21 protein-coding genes and 1 tRNA gene are annotated in these 23921 nt (G+C 63.0%); 12 read left to right on the forward strand and 10 right to left on the reverse strand.

The window, feature by feature from the left end; all coding sequences use genetic code 11:
* Positions 1–115 precede the first annotated feature (115 nt).
* On the reverse strand, positions 116–1720 hold the full coding sequence (locus tag G7044_RS04805) for a peptide ABC transporter substrate-binding protein (RefSeq protein WP_166326526.1): 1605 nt from the start codon (positions 1718–1720) through the stop codon (positions 116–118).
* Positions 1721–1997: 277 nt separating this feature from the next.
* Here G7044_RS04805 and G7044_RS04810 point away from each other — a divergent pair, with 277 nt between their 5' ends.
* Both G7044_RS04810 and G7044_RS17940 read left to right on the forward strand, forming a co-directional pair.
* Positions 1998–2627 (forward strand): TRAP transporter small permease subunit, encoded by a 630-nt coding sequence (locus G7044_RS04810; RefSeq protein ID WP_166326528.1) that lies wholly within the window; start codon positions 1998–2000, stop codon positions 2625–2627.
* The gene (locus G7044_RS17940) at positions 2624–4738 is read left to right on the forward strand and encodes a TRAP transporter large permease (protein ID WP_235931130.1); all 2115 of its coding nucleotides are present in this window, start codon (positions 2624–2626) and stop codon (positions 4736–4738) included. Before G7044_RS04810 ends, G7044_RS17940 begins: the two co-directional genes overlap by 4 nt.
* 116 nt (positions 4739–4854) lie before the next feature.
* Here the strand turns inward: G7044_RS17940 and G7044_RS04820 are convergent, their stop codons facing one another.
* The 4 genes from G7044_RS04820 to G7044_RS04835 form a co-directional block, all read right to left on the reverse strand.
* Positions 4855–5202, reverse strand: coding sequence for a hypothetical protein (locus G7044_RS04820; RefSeq protein WP_166326530.1), 348 nt, complete (start codon positions 5200–5202; stop codon positions 4855–4857).
* Positions 5203–5225: 23 nt separating this feature from the next.
* Positions 5226–5309, reverse strand: a tRNA-Leu gene (locus G7044_RS04825).
* An 83-nt stretch (positions 5310–5392) separates the two neighbouring features.
* A complete protein-coding gene (gene lipA, locus G7044_RS04830; protein ID WP_166326532.1) occupies positions 5393–6361 on the reverse strand; it encodes a lipoyl synthase in 969 nt (322 codons plus the stop codon).
* Positions 6362–6553: 192 nt separating this feature from the next.
* On the reverse strand, positions 6554–7726 hold the full coding sequence (locus tag G7044_RS04835) for a DUF6456 domain-containing protein (protein ID WP_235931131.1): 1173 nt from the start codon (positions 7724–7726) through the stop codon (positions 6554–6556).
* A gap of 216 nt (positions 7727–7942) precedes the next feature.
* Here G7044_RS04835 and G7044_RS04840 point away from each other — a divergent pair, with 216 nt between their 5' ends.
* Positions 7943–8317, forward strand: a complete 375-nt coding sequence (locus tag G7044_RS04840; protein ID WP_207630163.1) for a DUF6477 family protein — start codon at positions 7943–7945, stop codon at positions 8315–8317.
* Here G7044_RS04840 and G7044_RS04845 read toward each other — a convergent pair.
* Positions 8277–9893: a helicase HerA-like domain-containing protein gene (locus G7044_RS04845; RefSeq protein ID WP_166326534.1), complete on the reverse strand. Its 1617-nt coding sequence runs from the start codon at positions 9891–9893 to the stop codon at positions 8277–8279. The two genes, G7044_RS04840 and G7044_RS04845, sit on opposite strands and share 41 nt — an antisense overlap.
* Positions 9894–10334: 441 nt before the next feature.
* Between G7044_RS04845 and G7044_RS04850 the strand changes: the two genes are divergently transcribed.
* The gene (locus G7044_RS04850) at positions 10335–11150 is read left to right on the forward strand and encodes an invasion associated locus B family protein (RefSeq protein ID WP_166326536.1); all 816 of its coding nucleotides are present in this window, start codon (positions 10335–10337) and stop codon (positions 11148–11150) included.
* 66 nt (positions 11151–11216) lie between these two features.
* Here G7044_RS04850 and G7044_RS04855 read toward each other — a convergent pair whose 3' ends face one another.
* Positions 11217–12116: a lysophospholipid acyltransferase family protein gene (locus G7044_RS04855; protein WP_235931132.1), complete on the reverse strand. Its 900-nt coding sequence runs from the start codon at positions 12114–12116 to the stop codon at positions 11217–11219.
* Positions 12117–12173: 57 nt separating this feature from the next.
* Complete coding sequence (pepN, locus tag G7044_RS04860; protein ID WP_166326538.1) at positions 12174–14744, reverse strand: aminopeptidase N; 2571 nt, start codon at positions 14742–14744, stop codon at positions 12174–12176.
* Between the two features lie 146 nt (positions 14745–14890).
* On the opposite strand from pepN, the gene G7044_RS04865 reads away from it, so the two are divergent.
* The 3 genes from G7044_RS04865 (at position 14891) to G7044_RS04875 (ending at position 18819) form a co-directional block, all read left to right on the forward strand.
* Entirely contained in the window at positions 14891–15535 is a 645-nt protein-coding gene (locus tag G7044_RS04865; RefSeq protein ID WP_166326540.1) for a hypothetical protein, read from the forward strand.
* 199 nt (positions 15536–15734) lie between these two features.
* Positions 15735–17309, forward strand: coding sequence for a Re/Si-specific NAD(P)(+) transhydrogenase subunit alpha (locus G7044_RS04870; RefSeq protein ID WP_166327384.1), 1575 nt, complete (start codon positions 15735–15737; stop codon positions 17307–17309).
* A 55-nt stretch (positions 17310–17364) separates the two neighbouring features.
* Complete coding sequence (locus tag G7044_RS04875) at positions 17365–18819, forward strand: NAD(P)(+) transhydrogenase (Re/Si-specific) subunit beta (protein WP_166327386.1); 1455 nt, start codon at positions 17365–17367, stop codon at positions 18817–18819.
* A gap of 65 nt (positions 18820–18884) precedes the next feature.
* Here the strand turns inward: G7044_RS04875 and G7044_RS04880 are convergent, their stop codons facing one another.
* A complete protein-coding gene (locus G7044_RS04880; RefSeq protein ID WP_166326542.1) occupies positions 18885–19397 on the reverse strand; it encodes a L,D-transpeptidase family protein in 513 nt (170 codons plus the stop codon).
* Positions 19398–19543: 146 nt separating this feature from the next.
* Between G7044_RS04880 and G7044_RS04885 the strand changes: the two genes are divergently transcribed.
* Positions 19544–20827: a DUF3422 family protein gene (locus G7044_RS04885; RefSeq protein WP_166326544.1), complete on the forward strand. Its 1284-nt coding sequence runs from the start codon at positions 19544–19546 to the stop codon at positions 20825–20827.
* Positions 20828–20959: 132 nt separating this feature from the next.
* Positions 20960–21301 carry an ArsC/Spx/MgsR family protein gene (locus G7044_RS04890; RefSeq protein ID WP_207630164.1) on the forward strand — a complete coding sequence of 114 codons (342 nt, stop codon included), beginning with the start codon at positions 20960–20962 and terminating at the stop codon, positions 21299–21301.
* A gap of 21 nt (positions 21302–21322) precedes the next feature.
* Here G7044_RS04890 and G7044_RS04895 read toward each other — a convergent pair whose 3' ends face one another.
* Positions 21323–21877, reverse strand: coding sequence for a thioredoxin family protein (locus G7044_RS04895; RefSeq protein ID WP_166326546.1), 555 nt, complete (start codon positions 21875–21877; stop codon positions 21323–21325).
* A gap of 317 nt (positions 21878–22194) precedes the next feature.
* On the opposite strand from G7044_RS04895, the gene G7044_RS04900 reads away from it, so the two are divergent.
* The 3 genes from G7044_RS04900 to G7044_RS04910 all read left to right on the forward strand — a co-directional run bounded on the left by G7044_RS04900 (position 22195) and on the right by G7044_RS04910 (position 23894).
* Positions 22195–22437, forward strand: a complete 243-nt coding sequence (locus G7044_RS04900; protein WP_166326548.1) for a BolA/IbaG family iron-sulfur metabolism protein — start codon at positions 22195–22197, stop codon at positions 22435–22437.
* Between the two features lie 10 nt (positions 22438–22447).
* A complete protein-coding gene (grxD, locus tag G7044_RS04905) occupies positions 22448–22810 on the forward strand; it encodes a Grx4 family monothiol glutaredoxin (RefSeq protein WP_166326550.1) in 363 nt (120 codons plus the stop codon).
* A 127-nt stretch (positions 22811–22937) separates the two neighbouring features.
* Positions 22938–23894, forward strand: coding sequence for a TAXI family TRAP transporter solute-binding subunit (locus tag G7044_RS04910; protein ID WP_166326552.1), 957 nt, complete (start codon positions 22938–22940; stop codon positions 23892–23894).
* The last annotated feature ends 27 nt before the right edge of the window (positions 23895–23921 follow it).

Raw genomic sequence — 23921 nt, forward strand, 5'->3', positions numbered from 1 at the left:
TTTTCCTCTGGGGCGGTCGCCCGAAAAAGGGCGGGCCGTAACCCGAAAGGGTGAATAGGTCAAACGGGAGGCGCGATGTCCGCGCCCCCCGTCAGGGTGATCAATGGCGCGTGCGTCACTCGGCGACGCGATACATGTCCTTAAGATACCATGTATTCATCACGTTTTCGAGCGGCAGCCCTTTGACGTCCGGCTTGATCATATCCGCGTTGGCATAGTGATAGACGAATGCCGCGGGCGCTTCTTCGGCGAGGATTTCCTCGGCCCGCTTGTAGATCGGCTTGGTGTCCGCGGCGGTTTTCGCATCGGCCATCAGCTGGTCGTATTCCGCGTTCGACCATTTGCCCGAGTTGTAGCCATCGGTGCGGAACCAGTCGAGGAAGGTCGAGGCTTCGTTGAAGTCACCGCACCAGGCATAGCGCGCGACTTCAAAGTCCTGGTTCTGCAGGCGGTCGGTGTGCACCTTCCATTCGACGTTGTTCAGCGTGACATTGACGCCCAGCTGCTTCCAGAACTGCTGGACGGCAACCGCCAGCTTCTTGTGATCTTCCGAGGTGTTGTACTGGATGGTCAGGTCCAGCGGCTTGTCGGGACCGTAACCTGCCTCGGCCAACAGGGCCTTGGCTTCCTCGATCCGCTCTTCCTGGGTCTTGGCCTGATCGGCGTTTTCGGGGGCTTCAAAGCCCTCGATCGCCCAATGCGACCAGGTCCAGGCCGGCTTTTGGCCGCCTTGCAGCACCTTGTCGACGATCACGTCGCGGTTCACCGCCAGCGAAAGCGCCTTGCGCACGCGCACATCCTTCAGCGCCTCGGGGCCTTTTTCCGAGATGTTGAAGACATAGGCGTAAGAGCAGGCATAGGGGGTCGAGGTTGCCTCGTCCGGGGATTCCGCTTCCAGACGCGGATACTGGCCGGCCGGGATGTCCACGCGGTCCAGCTCGCCCGATTGATAGCGGGTCAGGCCGATATTGATGTCATTGACGGTGATGCCGGTCGCCTTGGTGATGACGGTATTGGCGGCATCCCAGTAATTGTCGTTCTTTTCCAGCGTGATATCCACGCCAAGATTGTGCCCCGTCAGCGTATAGGCACCGTTGCCGACCAGCTTGCCGGGCTGGGTCCAGGCGTCGCCTTCGGCCTCGATCACCTTCTGGTTGGCCGGGAAGGTCGAGGTATGGGCCAGCGTCTTGATCAGATAGGGGGTGGGGGTCGTCAGCTTCACTTCCAGCGTGTGATCGTCAACAGCCTTGACGCCCAGCTGGTCGGGCGTCATCTCGCCCTTCACCACGGCGGTGGCGTTTTCGATGTTCATCAGCTCGATGAACCACGCATATTCGGATGCGGTGGCCGGGTCGGCGACGCGGCGCCAGCCATAGACGAAATCATTGGCGGTCACGGGATCACCGTTCGACCACTTGGCTTCCGGGCGCAGCTTGAACGTGTAGGTCAGCTTGTCATCGGACAGCGTGTAATCAGAGGCAACGCCGGGAACCATCGCACCGGTGCCGTCCTCGTTATAGAGGCCTTCGAACAGCTGGCGCAGCACATCCGAGCCTTCGACATCGGTGTTTTTCGCCGGGTCCGTGGACTTGATCGCGTCGAGCAACCAGAAGTTATATTCTTGTTTTTCGGCCAGTTTCGTTCCTTCTGGCACGCTGGCAGCAAGCGACGGCAGCGCAAAGGACAGCGCAAGCGCCGTCGTCATCAGGAATTTGGTCATGGCGTAGTCTCCCATTTTCGTTGGGCGCTCTTTCGGCGCCGGAATGGCGTAACGTTATGCAAAACGAACCGTCTGGCAAGTGATGTTACGCCGCAGGCCGAGGACGTCGGGTCAACCTTGCGGCGGTGCAGCGAAGCAATTGCGGCATAGCGGCGATTTTCCAGCCTTGGGGGTTGATCGGACGCGGCGGCAGGTTACAAAACGAAATGTTCGCGCGCGCCGAACACATGCAGATGACATGTGAAAGACAAGGCGCGCCGCAAGGGGAGGGATCTTCATGAATGGGCTATTAGCCCTGTCGCGCGGCATCGACCGCGTTAACACGACGATCGGCAAGGCGGTGTCCTGGCTGATCCTGCTGGCGGTGCTGGTCAGCGCCGGCAACGCCATCGTGCGCAAGGTGTTCAACACCTCGTCGAACATGTGGCTGGAATTGCAGTGGTATTTGTACGGGGCCGCCTTTCTGGGCGCCGCCGCCTATACGCTGCTGGAAAACGAACATATCCGCATCGATCTGGTTTACGGGATGTGGTCGCGCAAGGTGCAGCACTGGATCGACCTGATCGGAAGCGTCCTGTTCCTGATGCCCTTCGTGATCCTGATGCTATATTATCTGTATCCTTGGACCGTGCGGTCCTTTGAACGCGGCGAGATCTCGTCCAGTGCCGGCGGGCTGATCCTGTGGCCGGCAAAGGCGATGCTGCTGGTCGGTTTCATCCTGCTGTTCTTTCAGGGGATTTCCGAGATCATCAAGAAGATCGCGGTGATGCGGGGGCTGATCCCCGATCCGCACGCGCATTCCGGTCACCACGCGCCACTGGAAATCGACCCGGCCCTGATGGCCGATTCGGCATTCGGCGGACCCGAGGCACAGCCGAAGGATGACGGCCGGGGGAACCGCACATGATGGAACTTATTGCGCAGAACATGGCGCCGATCATGTTCGCCTCGCTGATCCTGTTCCTGTTGTTCGGCTATCCCGTCGCCTTTGCGCTGGCGGCGAACGGCTTGCTGTTCTTCGTCATCGGCGTCGAACTGGCGCCGCTGTCCGATTCCATCTATCTGGACTGGAACCTGCTTGGCACCATGCCAGACCGCCTGTGGGGGGTGCTGGCAAACGAGACCTTACTTGCCATTCCCTTCTTTACCTTCATGGGGATCCTGCTGGAGAAATCCGGCATGGCGGAAGACCTTCTGGACACGATCGGGCAGCTGTTCGGTCCGGTCCGCGGCGGTCTGGCCTATGCGGTGGTCATCGTGGGCGCGCTGCTGGCGGCAACGACCGGCGTGGTCGCGGCTTCGGTCATCGCCATGGGGCTTATCTCGCTTCCGATCATGCTGCGCTATGGTTACGACCGGCGGATGGCATCGGGCGTGATCGCGGCCTCGGGCACGCTGGCGCAGATCATTCCGCCCTCGCTGGTGCTGATCGTCATGGCCGACCAGCTGGGCCGTTCGGTCGGCGACATGTACAAGGGCGCGCTGATCCCCGGTCTGGTGCTGACGGGCATTTACCTGCTGTACATCTTCGTCGTCTCGATCGTGCGGCCGTCCTATGTCCCGGCGCTTCCGAAAGAGGCGCGGACGCTGGGTTCGGGCGTTGTGTCGCTGCTGGTGCTGCTGGTCGTGGGCGGGGTGATCTTCTATGCCGCGCATCATTACCTGTCGGCGAGCCAGGGCACCAATGCCGATATCCTTGGCATGGCGGCTGCGGTGGCGGCGATGTATCTGCTGGCGATGACCGACAAGGAGGGCTGGCGCTTTCTGGTCAAGGTCGGCGCCGGTCTGGTCGGTGCTTTCGTCGGTTGGTTCTTCCTGCATTGGGTCAACGGGCTGGACGCGATGAACAGCGTTTCGACCAATGTTCGCACCGGCACCCTGATCGCCACCGTCTTCGGCGCGGCGATTCTGGCCTTCGTCGTCTATAGCATGCTGATGCGCATCCTGTCGGGTGTCATCGACTTCAGCTGGCAGCGGGAACACGGTTTCAACCTGACCAGCCGTCTGGCTCAGCAGGTCGTCATCGTTCTGGTGCCGCCGCTGGCGCTGGTGTTCTTTGTGCTGGGGACGATCTTCCTGGGTTGGGCCACGCCCACCGAGGGCGGCGCCATGGGTGCCGTCGGCGCGCTGGTTCTGTCGGCGATGAAGGGCCGGCTGACCTTTGACGTGATCAAGCAGGCGCTGGCATCGACCACGCGTCTGTCGGCCTTTGTGATGTTCATCCTGATCGGTGCGCGGGTCTTCTCGCTGACCTTCTACGGGGTAAACGGGCATCTTTGGGTGGAACACCTGCTGACCTCGTTGCCGGGGGGCGAATACGGCTTCCTGATCGCGGTGTCGGTGCTGGTCTTCTTCCTGGCCTTCTTCCTCGATTTCTTCGAGCTGGCCTTCATCATCGTTCCGCTGCTGGCGCCTGCCGCCGAAAGTCTGGGGATCGATCTGATCTGGTTCGGGGTGATCCTGGGGGTGAACATGCAGACCTCGTTCATGCATCCGCCCTTTGGATTCGCGCTGTTCTATCTGCGATCCGTTGCACCGCGCGCGGCCTATGCCGACCGGGTCACGGGAAAGGTGGTCGAGGGCATCAAGTCGAGCCAGATCTATTGGGGCGCGGTGCCTTTCGTGTTCATCCAGATCCTGATGATCGCCGTGGTCATCATGTTCCCGGGTCTGGTGATGCACTACAAAGGCGCGCCGGTGAACGTCGAGGATGTCAAGATCGAGATCCCGATGGGCGGCGGCGATGGCGGCTTCGGCGGGCTTGGTGGCCTGGGCGGTCTGGGCGGTTCGCCCTTTGGCGCGCCCGCTGCGACCGATGCCGCACCGGGCGGCGCACCTGCGCCTGCGGCCGGCGATCTGGGCGGGCTTGGCGGCCCGCCGAATTTCGGCGGTCCGAGCGATGCCCCGGCGACCGAGGCACCCGCGACCGACGCGCCGGCACCAGCGGCCCCGGCGCAATCGGGCGGCATGGACCCATTGGGCGGTCTGCCGCCCGGTCTGACCGCGCCATCGAACTGACAACGAGACGGGGGCCAGGCGCCCCCGTTTCATTTTTGACGTGGGATGAATCCGTGACCCTTTCCTGCGGCCCGATCCTGTTGGCCGGGTGGCGGGGCAGGTCGTCCGGGGTCGGCTTAGCAGTCGGCGCTGGTGGGGTCGGGGCAGGCCGGTGTTTCAGCAGACAGCGCCGCAGCCTTGGCGCGCAGCGCTTCGGCCCGCGCGGCAAGGGCGGCGTCATCGGTCACATCTGCCGCCGTCACCTGGGATTGCGAGACCGACAGCGCCGCACCTGCCGATGTCAGGTCAGAGACCACCTGATCGGGGCTTGTCGCGGCAATGCCCGCATGTCCGGGGATCGAGGGTTCAGCCAGCAGCCGGTCGGTCGGCAGCAGCGCCGGATAATCACCGGAAGGATCGCCGCAGCCGGCAAGCGCCAGCAGTGAAATCAGGCCCGAAAGCGCGGGCAGGGCGCGAATCGCCATGGTGATTTCCTCACGCGCTTGGCTGGTACCCGAGGTCGGACTCGAACCGACATGACTTGCGTCGGCGGATTTTGAATCCGCTGCGTCTACCATTCCGCCACTCGGGCCAATGCGGGTGAAGCGATAGCGGGGTTTGCGCCCGGCGGCAAGGGGGTGCCGGGAATGTTGACAAGAATGCTGACGCCCGGCGTCAGGCGCGGCCCAGCTTTGTCAGCCGCGCCTCGCGCAGTTGCGCGAAATCGTCACCGGCGTGATAGCTGGACCGGGTCAGCGGCGTCGCCGAGACCATCAGGAAGCCCTTGCCGAATGCCGATTTTTCATAGCCCTTGAACTCTTCGGGCGTGACGAAGCGGTCCACCCGGTGGTGTTTGGGCGTCGGCTGCAGATATTGCCCGATGGTCATGAAATCCACGTCGGCCGCGCGCATGTCGTCCATGACCTGCAAGACCCCCTGCCGGTCTTCGCCCAAGCCGACCATGATGCCCGATTTGGTGAACATCGAAGGATCGAGTTCCTTCACGCGCTGCAGCAGGCGCAGCGAGTGGAAGTAACGCGCGCCGGGCCGCACGGTGGGGTAAAGGCCGGGCACGGTTTCGAGGTTGTGGTTGAACACGTCCGGGCGGGCCTCGACCACGATTTCCAGCGCCTCGGGGCCGCATTTCAGGAAGTCGGGCGTCAGCACCTCGATGGTGGAGCCGGGAGAGCGGTGACGGATGGCACGGATCACCTGGGCGAAATGTTCCGCGCCGCCATCGTCCAGATCGTCGCGATCGACCGAGGTGATGACAACGTGGTTCAGCCCCAGCTTCTGCACCGCATGGGCAACGCGGCCCGGCTCGAACGGATCAAGCGAACTGGGCTTGCCGGTGATGACGTTGCAGAAGGAACAGCCACGGGTACAGATCTCGCCCATGATCATCATGGTGGCGTGACCCTGGCTCCAGCATTCGCCGACATTGGGGCAGCCGGCTTCTTCGCAGACGGTCGACAGCTTGTTTTCGCGCAGGATGTCGCGCGTGTCCTTGTAGCCCTGCGAGGTCGGTGCCTTCACGCGGATCCAATCGGGCTTTTTCGGCTGTGCCTGGTCGGCGCGATGCGCCTTTTCAGGGTGGCGGGCCCGTGCGGCGGCGGCACGAAGGGCAGGGGGCTGGTCAGACATGGCGGCCTCTCGTCGGGATTGCGACCAGAGTTAATCCGTTTCCGCCGCGTTATCAACGGCGTCCCTGTCAGGGCTGGTATGCGCGATAGTTGCGGCGTCCATGCAGCCGGATGGTGCCAAAACTCAGGACTGCGCGCAGCGGTGACTGCATTCATGAAAAGGCCGCCCCAGCGGACGGCCCATCTTCCGGGACTATCCGATCAGCGGGCCGCCGGGGCCGTAGCGGTCGGCATAGTGCCGCGCCAGCCGTTCCAGCGCCAGCTTCAGCACCACCTTGCCAGAACGGGCAGACCAGCCCAGACGACGCTCGGTCATTTCCAGCCCTTCGAGAAAGCAGCAAACGCGCAGGACCAGATCGCCCATGCCGGGGCCAAGCTCGCGCAGGGCTTCGGCCACGCGGGCGCGAGCGCGGTCCGATCCGCCCAGTTGCCGCTCGCCGCGCATCGATTCATCTATACCCGAGGTCATGAAGCGGTCCCAGTTCTGGGTCACCCGCGGCCCCATCTGGGCGGTCTCAAAATCCTCGCGCAGTCGCTCGCCGGCGGATACGAGTTCGGCGTCGAGAAACGGGTTGCCTTTGCTGTCGCGCCGACGGGCCAGCAGTTGCAGCGGGCTTTCGGCCAGATTGACGCGCATGCGGCGCGGCTTGCCGTCCTCGGTATCGGGCAGGGCGCGGCTGCCCCAGACACGATGCTGATCAGCGTGATCGAATGTGGCTGCCGGCTCTGCCATTCCCGGTGCCTGTGTCTCTGCCTGGACTGGTCGGGCATTGGCGAAGTCGCTGGCGCGCGGCAGCCCGCCTTCGCCGGCACCCAGCCGACGCAGGGCCGCCCGGCCCGCGACAGACAGCCGATAACGATTCATCCGCGCGCCCTGCGTGATCTGTTCGACCCATCCGTTAAGGGCAAAGGATTCGGCCAGGCGACGTTCAACAATGGCGGTGCGGACTTCGCCGCGGGTCACGATTGCCTTTTCCATCCCCGAGGCCACCACCAATTCGGCCCCCGGCTCGGCCAGACGGCGCAGCACCCGACGGGCCTGATCCTGATTGCTGCGGTCGCTGCGTTGGGGCAGAGACGCCGCGCCGATGTTCTGCAACGCCCCGTCGACCAGCGGATCGTCGCGACGGCATTCAAAACGGCGGATGCGGCGCAGGATGGTCGAGGCGTGGCAGCCGGCCTCTCGCGCGATTGCGCGGATCGATTCACCGCCCTCGACATGGCGCAGATACAGCCGGGCATCTTCGGTCAGACTATCGTCGATGGCTGCTTCGGAGGGTGCCAGCACCGGTCCCGCCGTCGCGCCCCCAAGCGCCTTGGGAAGGACCGCGCCGGCCATACCGAAATCTGGCGTCAAAATGGTCATATTCGTCCCTTGTCTCTGGCGGGCACTTCGGCAGCGAAGCGGCCCGCTATTGGTCAAACCTGTCGTTTGGGACAGGTTAAGGTTAAGCAGAACTGCATATTTCCTAACAATCCCTAAAGATTTCCTTCTAGGTCGGACGTTGCTCATGCGATTCCGGCAACGCACGTTAAAGTTGTGTGAATCTTGTCGCGTCATCACCGCCCAGGAGGATCCGCGATGAGCTTCATGACCGACCCCGCAATCTTTGACCTCGCATCGGCACAGGCACCGCTGCGCCGACCGGCCACGCTGATTCGTGCGGCAAGGGCCGGGCAGGCGGGATGGCGGCGGGACCGCGACCTGCCGCGGTTGCTGGGTCGCGAGACGCTGCCTTCGAATCCGGCGGCGTTGCGGATGCTGCGCGCAGCCGAAAGCGCGGCCGATTCCGCGCGCCGCGAGGGCCGCGCCGATTACGATATGCACCGCCATGTGCGGCTGATCATCGCACTTCTGGCCGAAATGCGCCTTCAGGCAGAGATGGGGCCCCTGGCTGCGGGCAACGTCATTGCCTTCAGCGGCCGCGGAAAAGCCCGCCCAGCACGCCGCGCATGATCGACCGCGTCCCCGAGCGTCCGAGTTCGCGCGCAACGCTTTTGCCAAAGGTCTCCAGCACGGAATCACTGCTGGAGCTGCGACGGGTCGTTGTCTTGCGCCCGGATCTGCTGCCTGTCCCCGTGCTGTCGGCGGGAATAGTCAGCTTGGGATCATAGCGGCGGGCGCGGGTGAATTTCTCATCCGGCTTGCCGCCAACGACCCAGAGATCGTCGTCGCCCTGCGCCGGGGTGGCGGTCTGTTGCGCCTCGGCCGCCGCTTCGGCGGCGCGCTTGGCCAGCAGTTCCGATGCAGATTCACGGTCCAGCGGCGCATCGTATTTCACGGCCATGGGCGAAGCTGCCATGATTGCCGCGCGCTCTGCCTCGGTGATGGGGCCCAGTTGCGAGAAGGGCGGGCGGATCAACGTGCGCATCACCACCCCCGGCACGCCCTTCGGTTCCAGAAAAGAGGTGACCGCCTCGCCAGTGCCGACCTGCTGGATCGCCTCGGCCGTGTCGAACTCGGGGTTAGGGCGATAGTTCTCTGCCGCCAGCCGCAATGCCTTTTGGTCCTTGGCGGTAAAGGCGCGCAGCGCATGCTGGACGCGGTTGCCCAGCTGGCCAAGGATGTCCTCGGGCACGTCGGTCGGGTTCTGGCTGATGAACCAGACGCTGACGCCCTTGGACCGGATCAGCCGCGCCACCTGCTCGACCTTGTCGATCAATGCCTTGGGGGCGTCGTCAAACAGCAGATGCGCCTCGTCGAAGAAGAAGGCGCAGACCGGCTTGGCCGGGTCGCCGACCTCGGGCAGTTGTTCGAACAATTCCGACAGCAGCCACAGCAGGAAAGTCGAATACAGGCGCGGCGCGTTCATCAGCTTGTCAGCAGCAAGGATATTGACCACGCCCTTGCCCGCCGCATCCACCCGGATGATGTCCGAAAGTTGCAGTGCCGGCTCGCCAAACAGCTTGTCGCCGCCTTCGCCCTCCAGCACCAGCAGCGCGCGCTGAATCGCCCCGACCGAGGCGGCGCTGATATTGCCGTAGCTGAGCGACAATTCAGAGGCGTTCTGCCCGACCCAGACCAGCATCGCCTGAAGATCCTTCAGGTCCAGCAGCGCCAACCCCTGTTCGTCGGCAACGCGAAAGGCGATGTTCAGCACACCTTCCTGCACATCGGTCAGATTCAGCAGCCGGGCCAGCAGCAGCGGCCCCATCTCGGCCGGCGTGGTGCGCACCGGGTGGCCTTTCTGGCCGAAAACATCCCAGAAGGTGACCGGATATGTCTGATACTCCAGGTCGACGCCAATCTGGGTTGCGCGCTTGGTGAAGGCATCATGCAGCTTTCCGTCCGGCGCACCCGCCTTGGCCATACCCGCGAGATCACCTTTCACATCCGCCAGAAAGACCGGAACCCCCGCTTGCGACAGTGATTCGGCCAGGGTCTGCAAGGTGACCGTCTTGCCGGTGCCGGTCGCGCCGGCGATCAGGCCGTGACTATTGGCGTATTTCATAAGCAGATTTTCAGGTTCGGCATAATTCGCACCCGCGCCGCCTACGAAGATACTGCCATTGTTCAGGTCGATTACGTTCATTCGGGGCCCTCAGTGGTGCTTTTTTGCCGAAACGCGCAACTCTCGCGCGGAAAGACAATACTAAGTTAATTAATTTGTGCCAGACTGGGGGTGTTCACGGGGTCTGTGACCCCATCCTGAACACTTCCTCCCTGTTGGACTGCCGCGCCCTCGGGCGCGGCTTTTTTCGTTTTCGATCGGTTCGCATCTATCCGAAAGGACAGTTGACGGGCGGGGTTCCGTCACATTACCGTCCGATCAATCACGATGACCGACCAGTCCGGCGGGGAGAGAAGGGTCACGTTCGCGTGGCCCTTTTTTTGTTCTACATCAATAAATTACGATGTATTTTATCACGATCCTTCGTGACAAAACTGTTACAGCGGTTTTTTCGTTCGCCCCTGACATTCGGCTGCGCAGGTGCTAACCGTGCTGCGACCGCATTCACGGAAGGAGACATGCATGTCACCGAAAATCACCTCGACGGCGCTGGCGGCGATTCTCGTCCTGGGCGCAGCGCCGCTGATGGCGCAGACCGCAACCGAGACCCCGGCACCGGCGGCACCCGATGCGCCGGCCACGACCGCGCCCGCCGAAGCTCCGGCAGCGGCACCGGCAGAAGCCCCCGCCGCACCGGCAGAAGCCCCCGCCGCACCGGCAGAAGCCCCCGCAGCGGCGGAAGCCCCCGCGGCGACGGATGCGCCCGCTGCGGCTGAAGCGTCGGGCGAACCGCAGGTCGGCGCCTATTACGTCAGCGAAACCTTCGATTCCTGGCAACTGCGCTGCATCAAGACCGAAAACGACGCCGATCCTTGCGAACTTTATCAGCTCATGAAGGACGGGCAGGGGAACTCGGTGGCCGAAATCACCCTGATCCCGCTGGCGAATGGCGGCGAAGCAGCGGCCGGTGCGACCGTGGTGTCGCCGCTGGAAACCGATCTGCAGCAGGGCATCCAGCTGAAGATCGATTCGGGCGAGACGAAGGCTTATCCGTTCAATTTCTGCGCCCCGGTTGGCTGCGTTTCGCGCGTCGGCCTGACGGCAAACGAAGTGAGCGGGCTGAAGCGCGGCAATGCCGCCACCGTCAGCGTGCTGCCTTACGGTGCGCCGAAGGAAGCTGTGGTGAACCTGAGCCTGTCGCTGAAAGGCTTTACCGCCGGCTACACTGCGCTGGAAACCTCGGTCAACGAGCTGCGCGCCAAGGCCGAAGCTGCCGCGGCCGCCGCCCCAGCCGAGTCCGCACCGGCTGCAGAAGCGCCTGCCGCGCCGGCTCAGTAAGCGCATCCCAAATGCGGAAAAGGGGGCCTTTTGGCCCCCTTTTTTCATACCTGCGGCAGTCGACGATCAGACGTGTTTGATGATCCGCCGCTTGACCAGCCGCGAGGTCGAAACCGGCCGGGTATCGGCGGGCTCGGGCAGGGCCAGCACGATTCGGCGCAGCATCTCGATCGCCTCGTCGCTTTTGGCTGGCAGCGATTTCGCCGCAACCGGCGCGCCTATCGTGATCTGATATTGCTGGCCCGCCTTGTTCAGAACTTCGTGGAACAGCGTCACGTCGCGCAGCGTCGGGTGGATAGCGTCGAACAGGTAGAACAGGATCGAGTTGCGCGCCCGGATCCGCAGCGGAATCACCGGCACGTCCATCTTGCGCGCGATCATCGCCGCCGAGGCCATCCAGGGCCGCTCGTGCAGGGTCAGCCCGCGCCGCTTGGCCAGCCGCCCGGACGGGAAAATCAGCCCGATCCGGTCCTTGGCCAGCCACTCTCGGGTCTGTTCCATCGTGGCGCGGGTCTTGGCATGGGTCCGCTTTTCCAGCCGCCATTCAACGGGGACGATCAGATCCTCCAGCTGCGGTAGCACGCGCAGAATGTCCTGGTTGGTATAGACGAAAAGGTCCGGGCGGACCCGGCCGATCAGCGAATACATCACCACGCCGTCGGCGATTCCGGTCGGGTGGTTGGCCACGATCAGCGCCGGCCCATCCTTTGGAATATGTTCCAGCCCCGAAACTTCCAGATCGCGGATGATCATCTGCTCCATCCGGGCGAAGATCTCGGCGGTGGGGGTGTCGCGGAACTGCGCGCCAAGGTCCAGCGTGCGGGGATAACCCAGCATGCGCATCAACAGCTTGCGGGCGAGGTCGTGGTGCAGGCGACCCGAAAAAAGCCAGGGCGCCCGCTCTGCTATAAGCGGGTCGAGACGTTGCTGCATCTCGTCGCGGGCATTGTCCAGCTGGCTGTTCATGCCGTGAGATTATCTTGCCCCCGTACGAACCCGCAAGGGGGGCACGGAGGCAAGATGTCAGGCAGCGTTGCGGATCCGCGTCACCATTTCCGAGAGGTTCTTCGACAGCTTCGGCGCGGCAAGGATCCGGTCGAGCGCGGCGCGCGCCTTGTCCTGCCGGGCCGAATCGTATTTGCGCCAGCTGTCGAATGCCCCCGACATGCGCGCGGCAATCTGCGGATTCAGCGGATCCATCTTCAGCAGCCAATCCGCCAGGAACTCATAGCCAGAGCCATCGGCCGCATGGAAGGCGGCATGATTCGCCGACAGTCCGCCGATCAGCGCCCGGAACCGGTTAGGGTTCTTCCAGTCAAATGCCGGATTGGCCGCAAGGTGGCGCGCCACGCTGACTGCTTTTTCGGGGCTGGTGTTCAACGGCTGCAGCATGAACCACATGTCGATAACCAGACGTACGTCCTTGAATTCGTTATAGAACGCCTGGACTTCGGCATCACCACGACCGGCTGCGATCAGCGCCGCAAGCGCTGCGGCGCGTTCGGTCATGTTGTTGGCATCCGCATAAAGCGCGGCCGCCGTGGTGCCGCCGTCGATGCGGTTCAGAAGGCCAAGCGCGGCCAGCCGCAGCGCGCGTTTGCCGGCGGCATCGGCATCCGGGCTGAAGGGGCCGGGCACAGCGCTGTCGCGATAGATCGCCCGCAGCGCGGCTTCATGCGTGCGGGCGATTTCGGTCGCCAGCGCCTCTCGCGCGGCATGGATCGCGTCGGGGTCGGGGACCGAGCCGGCATCGGCGATAGCGGTGGCGATTTCCTCGTCCGAGGGCAGTTTCAGGCACAGCGCGCGATAGGCGGGATCCAGTGCCGGATCGGCGAGAAGTCGCCCAATGGCGGACAGGTATTCGGGTTCTGGCGCGGCACCGTCAAGCATCGCCAGCAGGGTGCCCCGCGCCAGATCGCGCGCGGCTTCCCAGCGTGCGAAGGGGTCGGTGTCATGGGCCAGCAGGAAGGCCCGGTCAGAGGGCGCAAGATCGCGCTTCAGCACCACCGGGGCCGAAAACCCGCGCAGCGCCGAGACGACCGGACGTGACGCAAGCCCGTCGAAAGTGAAGTCCTGCGCGGCCTCGGTCATTTCCAGCACCGTCGTCGGCACCACCTCGTCGCCATTGGGCGACAGCAGGCCCACCGCGATCGGAATGACGCGCGCCGGCTTGTCCTTCTGGCCCGGTGTGGGCGGGGTCATCTGCGCAAAGCTGAGCGTCAGCTGGCCGGCGCCCGCATCCCAGGATTCGGTCATGGTCAGAACCGGCGTCCCGGCATCGGTGTACCAGCGCTTGAACTGGGTCAGGTCGCGCCCGGTCGCGTCTTCGAAGACCTGCAACCAATCCTCGATGGTCGCGGCATCGCCGTCATGGCGGTCAAAATACAGGTCCAGCGACTTGCGATAGCCTTCGTCACCGACCAGAGTTTTCAACATGCCGATCACCTCGGCACCTTTTTCATAGACGGTGGCGGTATAGAAGTTGTTGATCTCGATATAGGAATCCGGGCGCACTGGATGGGCCAGCGGGCCCTGATCCTCGCGGAACTGGCGCGAACGCAGGGTCAGCACGTCATTGATACGCTTGACCGGCGCGCTGCGCATGTCGCTGGTGAATTGCTGATCGCGGAAAACCGTCAGACCTTCCTTCAGGCACAGCTGGAACCAATCGCGGCAGGTGATGCGGTTGCCGGTCCAGTTGTGGAAATATTCGTGGCCGATGACGCCCTCGATCCGTTCGTAATCGCCATCGGTCGCAGTTTCGGGCGAGGCCAGCACCAGTTTCGAGTTGAAGATGTTCAACCCCTTGTTTTCCATCGCGCCCATGTTGAAATCGTCAACGGCGACGATGTTGAACACGTCGAGGTCATATTCGCGCCCGTAAGCCTCCTCATCCCATTTCATCGACCGGATCAGGCTTTCCATCGCGTAACCGGCGCGGTTTTCGTCGCCGGGGCGGACCCAGACATTCAGATCAACCGGCCGGCCGGACGCGGTGGTGAACTTGTCGGACACGGCGCGCAGATCGCCCGCAACAAGCGCGAACAGATAGGCGGGCTTTTTCCAGGGGTCATGCCAGACGGCCAGCCCCGGTTCTTGCCGGATCGGGTTGCCGTTCGACAGCAGCACCGGCAAATCGGAATGAATGGTGACCTCGAACGGGGCCATCACGTCGGGGCGGTCGGGATAGGGGGTGATGTGTCGGAAGCCCTCGGCCTCGCATTGGGTGCAGAACATGCCGTTTGACAGATACAGCCCCTCGAAAGCGGTATTGGCCGACGGGTCGATGGTGACCTGGCTTTGCAGGGTGAAGCTGTCGGGCAGGGGGGCGGTGATGGTCAGCAGCTCTGCCTCGCGCTGCCAGTCGCCGGCGGGCAGGGCCACGCCGTTCACGGCCAATTCATCCAGCACGACGCCCGCGCCGATATCCAGCACCAGATCGCCCGGACCTTCGCGCGTCATGTCTATCTCTGCCCGAACACGGGTCGCCTTGGGGTCCAGGGCAAAGTCCAGCCGTACCTGACTGATCGCAAAGGGATATCGGCGATAATCCGCCAACAGATGCGGGGTCTGATTGGGCTGAACCTGATTCATGATCTTTCCTTTCCGGAAAATGCTTTCGATATGGGAACTTGTCCCGTCGCGCCCGAGTTAAGCGCAAGATAGCTGTCTCGCAAGCCGCATGGGGAGGACCTGGCGGTGGATGAGCGGGACAGACTGACATTTTGAAGGAGAACCAAATGGCCAATTATGATCCGAACGATCCGAACAAGACTACGGTGCGCGAAACCTATGTCGAACCGGTCGAAAAGCGTTCGTCCCCGCTGCCGCTGATCATCGGCATCCTGCTGGCCTTGGCGCTTGCCTATTTCGTGCTGACCCGCTTCATGGGCAGCGATGACCCCGTTGTGGTCGAAGAGCCCGCCGTGACCGAGCCGGCCGAAACCGCGCCGGTTGAAACCGCACCCGCCGCCGAGCCGGCCGCTGAGCCCGCTGCAGAAGCCGAGGCCGAAGCCGAAGCCGAGGCAGCCGCTGACGACGCAGCCGCCGCTGCTGACACCGCCGCCGATGCTGCCGACGATGCCGCCAGCGCCGCAGGCGAAGCGGTAGAAGCCGCCGGCGAGGCCGCTGTTGCCGCTGGCGATGCTGCCGCCACCACCGCGGCCGATACCGCTTCCGATGCAGCGACTGCGGTCGAAGGCGCCGCCTCGGATGCGGCGACGGCTGCCGGCGAAGCCGCCTCGGACGCCGCGACCGCTGTCGAGGACACCGCCAGCGACGCCGTGACGGCAATTGAAGAAGCCACCACGCCGGACGCGACGACCGACCCGGCGACCGACACGACCGTCGTGCCGCCGGCGACCACCACCACGCCCGCAAACTGATCGGCACGATCTGAAGCAACGGCGCAAATTGCGCCATCGGGGCCACTGCACCGTGTGTGAGGTGGCCCTTTTGCTGTCCGCATCGAAAATTTCCAGAACTCGCCCATACATTTTCATAAGCGGATATCGCCTCAGTTACTTGTGAAACAATATTTCGCGATGATAGACATTCCCCGACCGACATCGGAGGGAGATGGCGATGAAAATTGGCGCATTGAAGGAAAGCCAGGATGGCGAAGCGCGGGTGGCGGCGACACCCGCCTCGGCGGCGCATCTGAAGAAGCTGGGGCATGAGGTGCATGTCGAAACCGGGGCCGGTGCGCGGGCCGGTTTCTCGGATGCCGATTACGAGGCGGCGGGCGTTATCGTCCACCCCACGGCAAAGGCCCTGACCGAAGCCGTCGACGTGGTGGTGAAGGTCCGCCCCCCCGAGGACGCCGAGATCAAGCGGATGCACGAGGGCCAGACGCTGATTTCCTATTTCTATCCGGCCCAGAACGCCGAATTGCTGGAGGTCGCGCGCGCCCAGGGCGTCACTGCCATCGCCATGGACATGGTGCCGCGCATCAGCCGGGCGCAAAAGATGGACGCGCTGTCCTCCATGGCGAATATCGCCGGGTATCGCGCGGTGATCGAGGCCGCGAACAATTTCGGCCGTTTCTTCACCGGACAGGTGACGGCGGCGGGCAAGGTGCCGCCGGCGAAGGTTCTGGTGGTCGGGGCAGGGGTCGCGGGGCTTGCCGCGATCGGCACGGCGGTCAGCCTGGGCGCGCAGGTCTATGCCTTCGACGTTCGCCCCGAAGTGGCCGAGCAAATCGAATCGATGGGGGCCGAGTTCGTCTTTCTGGAATTCGACGAACAGCAGCAGGACGGCGCGGCCACGGGCGGCTATGCAGCACCCTCAAGCCCCGAGTTCCGCGAAAAGCAGCTGGAGAAGTTCCGCGAACTGGCCCCGCAGATGGACATCGTCATCACCACGGCGCTGATCCCCGGCCGCGATGCGCCGGTGCTGTGGACGAAGGACATGATCGAGGCGATGAAGCCCGGCAGCGTCATCGTCGACCTGGCCGCCGAAAAGGGCGGCAATGCCGAACTGACCCAGCCCGACGAGAAGATCGTCACCGAAAACGGCGTCACCATCATCGGCTATACTGATTTCCCGTCGCGGATGGCGGCGCAGTCTTCTGAACTGTACGGCAACAACATCCGCCACTTCCTGACCGATCTGACGCCGGCCAAGGACGGCGCGATCGTGCAAAACATGGAAGACGACGTGATCCGGGGTGCCACCGTCACCCATGACGGCGACATCACCTATCCGCCGCCGCCGCCCAAGATCGCCGCCATCGCGGTGCAGAAGCCGAAGGAGAAGAAAAAGGAGCTGACGCCCGAAGAACGCCGCTCCGCCGAGGTCGCCGCCTTCAAGGCCCAGACCCGCAGCCAGGTCACGCTGCTGGCCGTGGGTGCGGCGGTGATGCTGCTGGTCGGCCTGTTCGCGCCCGCATCCTTCCTGTCGCATTTCATCGTCTTCGTTCTGGCCGTCTTTGTCGGCTTCCAGGTGATCTGGAATGTCAGCCATTCGTTGCACACGCCGCTGATGGCGATCACCAACGCGATCTCGTCCATCATCATCGTCGGCGCGCTGATGCAGATCGGGTCTGGCAGCTGGCTGGTGGTGTTGCTGGCAATGCTGGCGGTGCTGATGGCCGGCATCAACATCTTCGGGGGCTTCCTGGTCACGCGCCGGATGCTCGCCATGTTCCAGAAATCGTAAGGAGGGCACCATGGAGCAAGTGGTCGTTAATTCCGATCCCGCTGCGGCGCATGTGATGGCTGCACTTCCTGAATTCGGTTTCACCACGGCCGCCTATGTGGTGGCGGCGGTGCTGTTCATCCTGTCGCTGGGCGGGTTGTCGGGCCAGGAAAGCGCGAAACGCGCGGTCTGGTACGGCATCGCCGGCATGACGTTGGCGGTGGTCGCAACGCTGCTGGGGCCGGGTGCCGGCAACTGGCTGCTGTCGCTGGTGATGATCGCCATTGGTGGCGCCATCGGCTGGGTCGTGGCCAAGCGCGTCCAGATGACCGAGATGCCGCAGCTGGTCGCCGCCATGCACTCGCTGGTCGGTCTGGCGGCGGTCTTTGTCGGCTTCAACGCCCAGTTCGAGCTGGGCCGCGTCACCCGACTGCTGCGGGAAAACGCCAACCAGGTCTTTGACGGCTTTGCCGCTGTGCTGGCCCACAAGACGGCGCAGGAAATCGCCATGCTGAAGATCGAGGTGGCTCTCGGCATCTTCATCGGCGCGGTGACCTTCACCGGCTCGGTCGTGGCTTATGGCAAGCTGGCGGGCAAGGTCGACGGCAAGCCCAAGAAACTGCCGGGCGGTCATATGCTGAACGCGACCGCAGTCGGGCTGTCGCTGCTGTTCACCATTCTTTACTGCACCGGTTTCGGTCCGGGCACGTTCTGGCTGATCCTGATCGCGCTGCTGGCGTTCTTTATCGGCTGGCACCTGATCATGGGCATCGGCGGGGCCGACATGCCGGTCGTGGTGTCGATGCTGAACAGCTATTCGGGCTGGGCCGCGGCAATGATCGGCTTTACCCTGGGCAATGACCTGCTGATCGTGGTGGGCGCGCTGGTGGGTTCGTCGGGTGCGATCCTGTCCTACATCATGTGCAAGGCGATGAACCGCAATTTCGTCAGCGTGATCCTGGGCGGCTTTGGCGGCACCACGGGGCCAGCGGCAGAGATCGAGGGCGAACAGATCGCCATCGACGCCGACAGCGTGGCCGCAGCCCTTAACGAAGCTGACAGCGTCATTATCGTGCCCGGCTATGGCATGGCGGTGGCGCAGGCGCAGGGGCCGGTGTCGGAACTGACGCGCAAGCTGCGCGCCGCCGGCAAAGAGGTCCGCTTTGCCATCCACCCGGTCGCTGGACGTCTGCCGGGCCACATGAACGTGCTGCTGGCCGAGGCCAAGGTGCCGTATGACATCGTCATGGAAATGGACGAGATCAACGAGGACTTCCCCTCGACCGACGTGGTCATCGTCATCGGCTCGAACGACATCGTGAACCCGGCGGCGCAGGAAGACCCGAACAGCCCCATCGCCGGCATGCCGGTGCTGGAGGTCTGGAAGGCCAAGAACGTGTTCGTCAGCAAACGCGGGCAGGGCACCGGCTATTCGGGCATCGAGAACCCCTTGTTCTACAAGGAAAACACCCGGATGTTCTATGGCGACGCCAAGGATTCGGTGAACGCGCTGCTGCCTTTGATCGAGTAAGGCAGCGGAAAACAACGAAAAAGGGCGGCGCTTCGGCGCCGCCCTTTTTTTGTTCTTTCAACGCATTACGCGTAGATCATGATAGGCGTGCCATCGGGAACCATGGCATAGATGTCCTCGATTTCGGCATCGGTGACGGCGATACAGCCGGCCGTCCAGTCGCGCTTGGTGGCGACGCGGCCCTCAGGACCCTGACCGTGGATGAAGATGTCGCTGCCGACCTGCACGCCCTGTGCCAGTGCGCGGGCGCGATCGGCATCGTTGGGATAGGAAATCCCGACCGAGAGGTGATAGCGCGAATTGGGGTTGCGGCGGTCGATGTAATACAGCCCCTCGGGCGTCTTGCCGTCGCCTTCATATTCCTTGTTGCCGACCGGAGCGAACCCAAGGCCAAAATTATAGGACTTGATTGGCGTCGTGCCGGAATAGAAGGTCATCACGCGGCTCGACTTGAACAGGTCGATACGGGTGACCGGCGGACCGGAATAGGTCTTGAACTTGGGATCCGTGGACGAGCAACTGGCAATCGCCAGCAGGCTGGCCCCGCCCAGCATCAGTTTCAGGAATTCCCTCCGCATCCGTCATCCTTTCATGCGTTCGCCGCTTTGCCGGTATTGTGACCGCTGGGGCAGGGCGGTGCAATGCGGCCACGCTTCACGAGGGCTTGAGCGGTTGCCCTCACGTCTCGCTTTGTGCTTTGAAATCGCCCGGCTAACGTGCCGGCATGGATCGCAATCTTGACCACCCGCTGCGCACCACGTTGGTGAACGAACTGCACACACGGCCCTCGCCGCGGGTGCGGGCGCCGTGCCACGCAGTTTATCTGGCCTTCAAGGAACCGCGCGAAGCTGCCGCCCGCGACCGCAGCCTTGATGTCGCGCATCTTGCCGCGTTGACGCACCGCCACGGCGCGCCACGCCCCGATGAGGAAGCCGGCCATTACGCCGCGCGCCTTGGCCGATATGATGTGACCTGGGAAAGCCATACAGAGTTCGTCAGCTACACCGCCATCGCCGAAGGTCTGCCGTCGCGGCACTTCGACCCAAGCGCGGCCGCCATTTTTGCCGCCGACTGGCAGACCAATGCACCGGGTCGTCGGGTGACGGCGATGATGGTCCGGGTCGAGCAGATGCCCGAAGACCAATCCGGCGTCGAAAGTGAACTTGCCGGTTGGTTCAGCGTCGACAGCCTCGCCACCTTCTGGGTGCTGGACAAATCGGCGCTCGTCGCCTCGGATTTCCGCATCGACCCGGATGGCTGGATGCGCTTTGCCGTCTTCGTGCGCCCGGATCTGGGATCGGGACGCACCGGTCGCATCATTCAACGCCTTTGCGAGATCGAGACCTATCGCGCCATGTCCATGCTGGGCCTGGAACGTGCCCGCATGCTGTCAGAGCGGCTGAACGCGCTGGAACCCGAACTGGCCGCCATGGCGGGAGAGATGGAAAACGGCCCGGCCGAAACCACGCTGCATCGGCTGCTGTCGGTCGCCGCAAAGCTGGAATCGCTGGCCACGCAGACCGCTTTCCGCTTTGGCGCCACCCGCGCTTACGAAGCGATCGCCATGGATCGCGTGCGCGCATTGCGGGAAGAACGCTTTAAAGACAGGCAGTTATTGGGCGAATTTCTGACCCGCCGCTATGACCCGGCGATGCGCACGGTCAAATCGACAGAGGCACGGCTGAACCAGATGCTGGAACGCACCAGCCGCGCCGGAGAGTTGCTGCGCACCCGGATCGAGGTCGAACGCAGCGGCCAGAACCAGCAACTGCTGGAACGCATGGATCACCGCGCCGAATTGCAGCTGCGCCTGCAACACACGGTCGAAGGCCTGTCGGTGGTCGCGATCAGCTATTATGCGGTGGGTCTGCTGGGCTATTTGCTGGCGCCGTTGGCGGCATCCGCCGGGATCGACAAGACGGTGCTGATGGCACTGGCGACGCCCGTCGTGGTCGGATTGGCCTGGCTGGGCCTGCGGCGACTGAAGGCGGCAATTCATCATTCCTGACTGGACGGGTCGGGGCAGGGCAGCCATAACGCCCCAAAACATGGAGGAATGAATGAGAATTCTGATTGCCTTAGCCGCTGTACTGACCCTCGCCGCCTGCGGCGTTCCGCTGGTTCCGTTTGTCTGATCGCCATGGCTAAACGATTGAAAATCTACGGCCTCGACTATTGCTCGACAGTCCAGAAGGCCCGCGCTGCGCTGGAAGGCGTCGGCTGGCAGATCGATTTCCGCGATGTAAAGGCTGATCCGCTAAGCCCGGCAGAATGGCAGCAAATGCTGGATAATTTCGGCGAAAAGCTGGTGAATCGCGCCAGCCTGACCTGGCGCGGCATGTCCGAGGAAGAACGTGCCGCGCCGCCGGTCGAGATGCTGGCGGCAAAACCGGCGCTCATGAAGCGCCCGGCAATCGACCTTGATGGCCAGTTCTTTCTGGGCTGGACGGCGAATGTGAAGCGCGCGCTTGGCGCGGAATAGCTGTTCAAAGAAAGGGCGCGCTTAGTCCTTCCACTTGATCGAACAGCCCATCGAAGCAACCTGATCGCGCGGACCTTCTCCGGTCTGCGCGATCAGGACCATAGCCTCGAAGAGTTCGCGCCGCGCATCCGCCGGGCCAGCCTGACGCCCCGAGGCATCCAGCCGTCCGCGATATTGCAGCTTGCCGTCCGCGTTATAGCCGAAGAAATCGGGCGTGCATTCAGCGCCGTAGGCCCGCGCGATCTCTTGCGTCGCGTCATGGAGATAGGGAAAGTCGAAGCCATGTCTTTCGGCCTCGACCTTCATGAACTGCGGTGCGTCTTGTGGGTAGGTTTCGGTATCATTGGCAGAGATGGCGACGACGCCAATACCATGGTCGCGGCGCAGCTCGGCCGCATCGCGGGTGATCCGGTCCATCACCGCCTGAACGTAAGGACAATGGTTGCAGATGAACATGACCAATGTGCCGTTCGGGCCGCGGATGTCTTCCAGGCGCCAGAGATGGCCGTCGGGATCCGGCAAAGCGAAATCCACGATGGGCGCATCGAAATCGCATACGGGTGTTGAAACGGCCATCTGATCCTCGCATTCGTTCTTTGCATTGCTAACTAGGGTCGACAGCAGCGCCGCCGCAAGGTCTGTGCATGGCCGGAATGCCAATGTGGCCCGCAAAATTTGCGTTTTTAGTTACATAATACCGATTATTAATATATCCTGTGGCTGCGTAGACATTTGACCGAGAGTTGAACCGGACCGGCTCCGCATGACCCTCTGCTGCTTATATCGGTGGTGACGGTCATTGATCCAAGCGATCTGAGACCAGGTCCGCCGCCTGCCCTTGCGACTGCGACAGCCATCCCCTACATCTCTAAGGAAAGCCGAAGGATAGCTGCATGGCCATGGAAGCCCACGATATCGAAGCCCTGATCCGCGCCGCGTTCCCTGACGCGCAGATCTCGATCACTGACCTGGCTGGCGACGGGAACCACTTCGCCGCCGAGGTGATTGACGAATCCTTTCGCGGCTTGAACCGCGTGCAGCAGCAGCGTGCCGTCTATGCGGCGCTGAATGGCAAGATGGATGGTCCCAACGGCCAATTGCACGCGCTTGCCCTGACGACCAAAGCACCCGATTGAGGAACGACCGATGACCGATGCCCGCGCGCAGATTCAGCAAACCCTGGACGAAAACGACGTCGTCCTGTTCATGAAGGGCACCAAGGAAATGCCGCAATGCGGTTTTTCCAGCCGCGTCGCCGGCGTCCTCAACTATATGGGCGTCGATTTTCGCGATGTGAACGTGTTATCCGACGACGCGATCCGTCAGGGGATCAAGGAATATTCCGACTGGCCGACCATTCCCCAGCTTTACGTCAAGGGCGAGTTCATTGGTGGCTGCGACATCATCACTGAAATGACCCTGTCGGGTGAGCTTGACCAACTGTTCGACCAGAAGGAAGTCACCTACAACAAGGACGCTGCAGAAAAGATCCGTGCGGCAAACGCCTGATTTCGCAATAAAATTCAACTGATGCGCCGTTCAAAAGCCCCGCCTCGCTGCGGGGCTTTCCTTTTGACGCCGGGCCATTTCACCCCTAACCTGCATCTGTCAAAAAAAATTCCGTGGGAGGAAAAACATGACCGTTCGCAATCGTCTGGCCGCAGCCGCAATCGGTCTGTCGGCCGTGACTGCACCGCTGGGCGCTCACGCCGCCGAATTCATCAATGTGCTGACGGGCGGCACCTCTGGCGTCTATTACCCGATGGGTGTGGCGCTGTCGAAAATCTATACCGAGGCGCTGCCGGATGCGAAGGTTCAGGTCCAGTCCACCAAGGCCAGCGTCGAAAACCTGAACCTGCTGCAACAGGGCAAGGGCGAGATCGGCTTTTCGCTTGGCGATTCGGTGAAGCTGGCGGCTGAAGGCAATGCCGATGCGGGCTTTGCGGCACCCTTGGACAAGCTGCGCGGGATCGCCGCTGTCTATCCCAACTATATTCAGATCGTCGCCAGCGAGGAATCCGGCATCAAGACACTCGCCGACCTGAAGGGGAAATCGGTATCCGTCGGGGCGCCGAAATCGGGGACCGAGCTGAACGCGCGCGCGATCCTGGAAGCAGCCGGGATGAGCTATGACGATCTTGGCAAGGTCGAGTACCTGCCCTTCGCGGAATCGGTCGAGCTGATGAAGAACCGTCAGATCGACGCGACGCTGCAGTCCGCAGGGCTCGGTGTGGCCTCGCTGAAGGATCTGTCGACCTCGATCCCGATCACCGTCGTCTCGGTTCCGGCCGAGGTGGCCGAAAAGCTGGGCGCGCCCTATGTTGCCGGCGAAATCCCGGCCAGCACCTATGAGGGTCAGGCAGAGACTGTGCCGACTGTCGCAGTCATCAACTATCTGGTCAGCTCTGACGCGGTTAGCGACGACGTGGCCTATGCGATGACCAAGTCCATGTTCGAGAGCCTTGACGAGATGAAGGCCGCCCATGCCGCCGCCAATGACATCGATGTGCAGAAGGCGCTGCAGGGCATGCCGGTTCCGGTTCATCCGGGCGCCCAGAAATACTATGACGAAGTTGGCGTGAAGGCCGAATAATCTGCCGGCCGGGGCGCTCGCGTCCCG

It is taken from the genome of Paracoccus xiamenensis (assembly GCF_011308835.1).
GTDB classification, from domain to species: Bacteria; Pseudomonadota; Alphaproteobacteria; order Rhodobacterales; family Rhodobacteraceae; genus Paracoccus; species Paracoccus xiamenensis.

Coding starts and splice junctions, on each gene's coding strand:
- G7044_RS17940 (WP_235931130.1), top strand. CDS start 2,624: ATGATGGAACTTATTGCGCAGAACATGGCGCCGATCATGTTCGCCTCG.
- G7044_RS04810 (WP_166326528.1), top strand. CDS start 1,998: ATGAATGGGCTATTAGCCCTGTCGCGCGGCATCGACCGCGTTAACACG.
- G7044_RS04855 (WP_235931132.1), bottom strand. CDS start 12,116: ATGAACAGCCAGCTGGACAATGCCCGCGACGAGATGCAGCAACGTCTC.
- pepN (WP_166326538.1), bottom strand. CDS start 14,744: ATGAATCAGGTTCAGCCCAATCAGACCCCGCATCTGTTGGCGGATTAT.
- G7044_RS04865 (WP_166326540.1), top strand. CDS start 14,891: ATGGCCAATTATGATCCGAACGATCCGAACAAGACTACGGTGCGCGAA.
- G7044_RS04910 (WP_166326552.1), top strand. CDS start 22,938: ATGACCGTTCGCAATCGTCTGGCCGCAGCCGCAATCGGTCTGTCGGCC.
- G7044_RS04835 (WP_235931131.1), bottom strand. CDS start 7,726: ATGACCATTTTGACGCCAGATTTCGGTATGGCCGGCGCGGTCCTTCCC.
- G7044_RS04885 (WP_166326544.1), top strand. CDS start 19,544: ATGGATCGCAATCTTGACCACCCGCTGCGCACCACGTTGGTGAACGAA.
- G7044_RS04805 (WP_166326526.1), bottom strand. CDS start 1,720: ATGACCAAATTCCTGATGACGACGGCGCTTGCGCTGTCCTTTGCGCTG.
- G7044_RS04900 (WP_166326548.1), top strand. CDS start 22,195: ATGGCCATGGAAGCCCACGATATCGAAGCCCTGATCCGCGCCGCGTTC.
- G7044_RS04880 (WP_166326542.1), bottom strand. CDS start 19,397: ATGCGGAGGGAATTCCTGAAACTGATGCTGGGCGGGGCCAGCCTGCTG.
- G7044_RS04840 (WP_207630163.1), top strand. CDS start 7,943: ATGAGCTTCATGACCGACCCCGCAATCTTTGACCTCGCATCGGCACAG.
- G7044_RS04845 (WP_166326534.1), bottom strand. CDS start 9,893: ATGAACGTAATCGACCTGAACAATGGCAGTATCTTCGTAGGCGGCGCG.
- lipA (WP_166326532.1), bottom strand. CDS start 6,361: ATGTCTGACCAGCCCCCTGCCCTTCGTGCCGCCGCCGCACGGGCCCGC.
- G7044_RS04890 (WP_207630164.1), top strand. CDS start 20,960: ATGGCTAAACGATTGAAAATCTACGGCCTCGACTATTGCTCGACAGTC.
- G7044_RS04875 (WP_166327386.1), top strand. CDS start 17,365: ATGGCTGCACTTCCTGAATTCGGTTTCACCACGGCCGCCTATGTGGTG.
- G7044_RS04895 (WP_166326546.1), bottom strand. CDS start 21,877: ATGGCCGTTTCAACACCCGTATGCGATTTCGATGCGCCCATCGTGGAT.
- G7044_RS04870 (WP_166327384.1), top strand. CDS start 15,735: ATGAAAATTGGCGCATTGAAGGAAAGCCAGGATGGCGAAGCGCGGGTG.
- G7044_RS04820 (WP_166326530.1), bottom strand. CDS start 5,202: ATGGCGATTCGCGCCCTGCCCGCGCTTTCGGGCCTGATTTCACTGCTG.
- grxD (WP_166326550.1), top strand. CDS start 22,448: ATGACCGATGCCCGCGCGCAGATTCAGCAAACCCTGGACGAAAACGAC.
- G7044_RS04850 (WP_166326536.1), top strand. CDS start 10,335: ATGTCACCGAAAATCACCTCGACGGCGCTGGCGGCGATTCTCGTCCTG.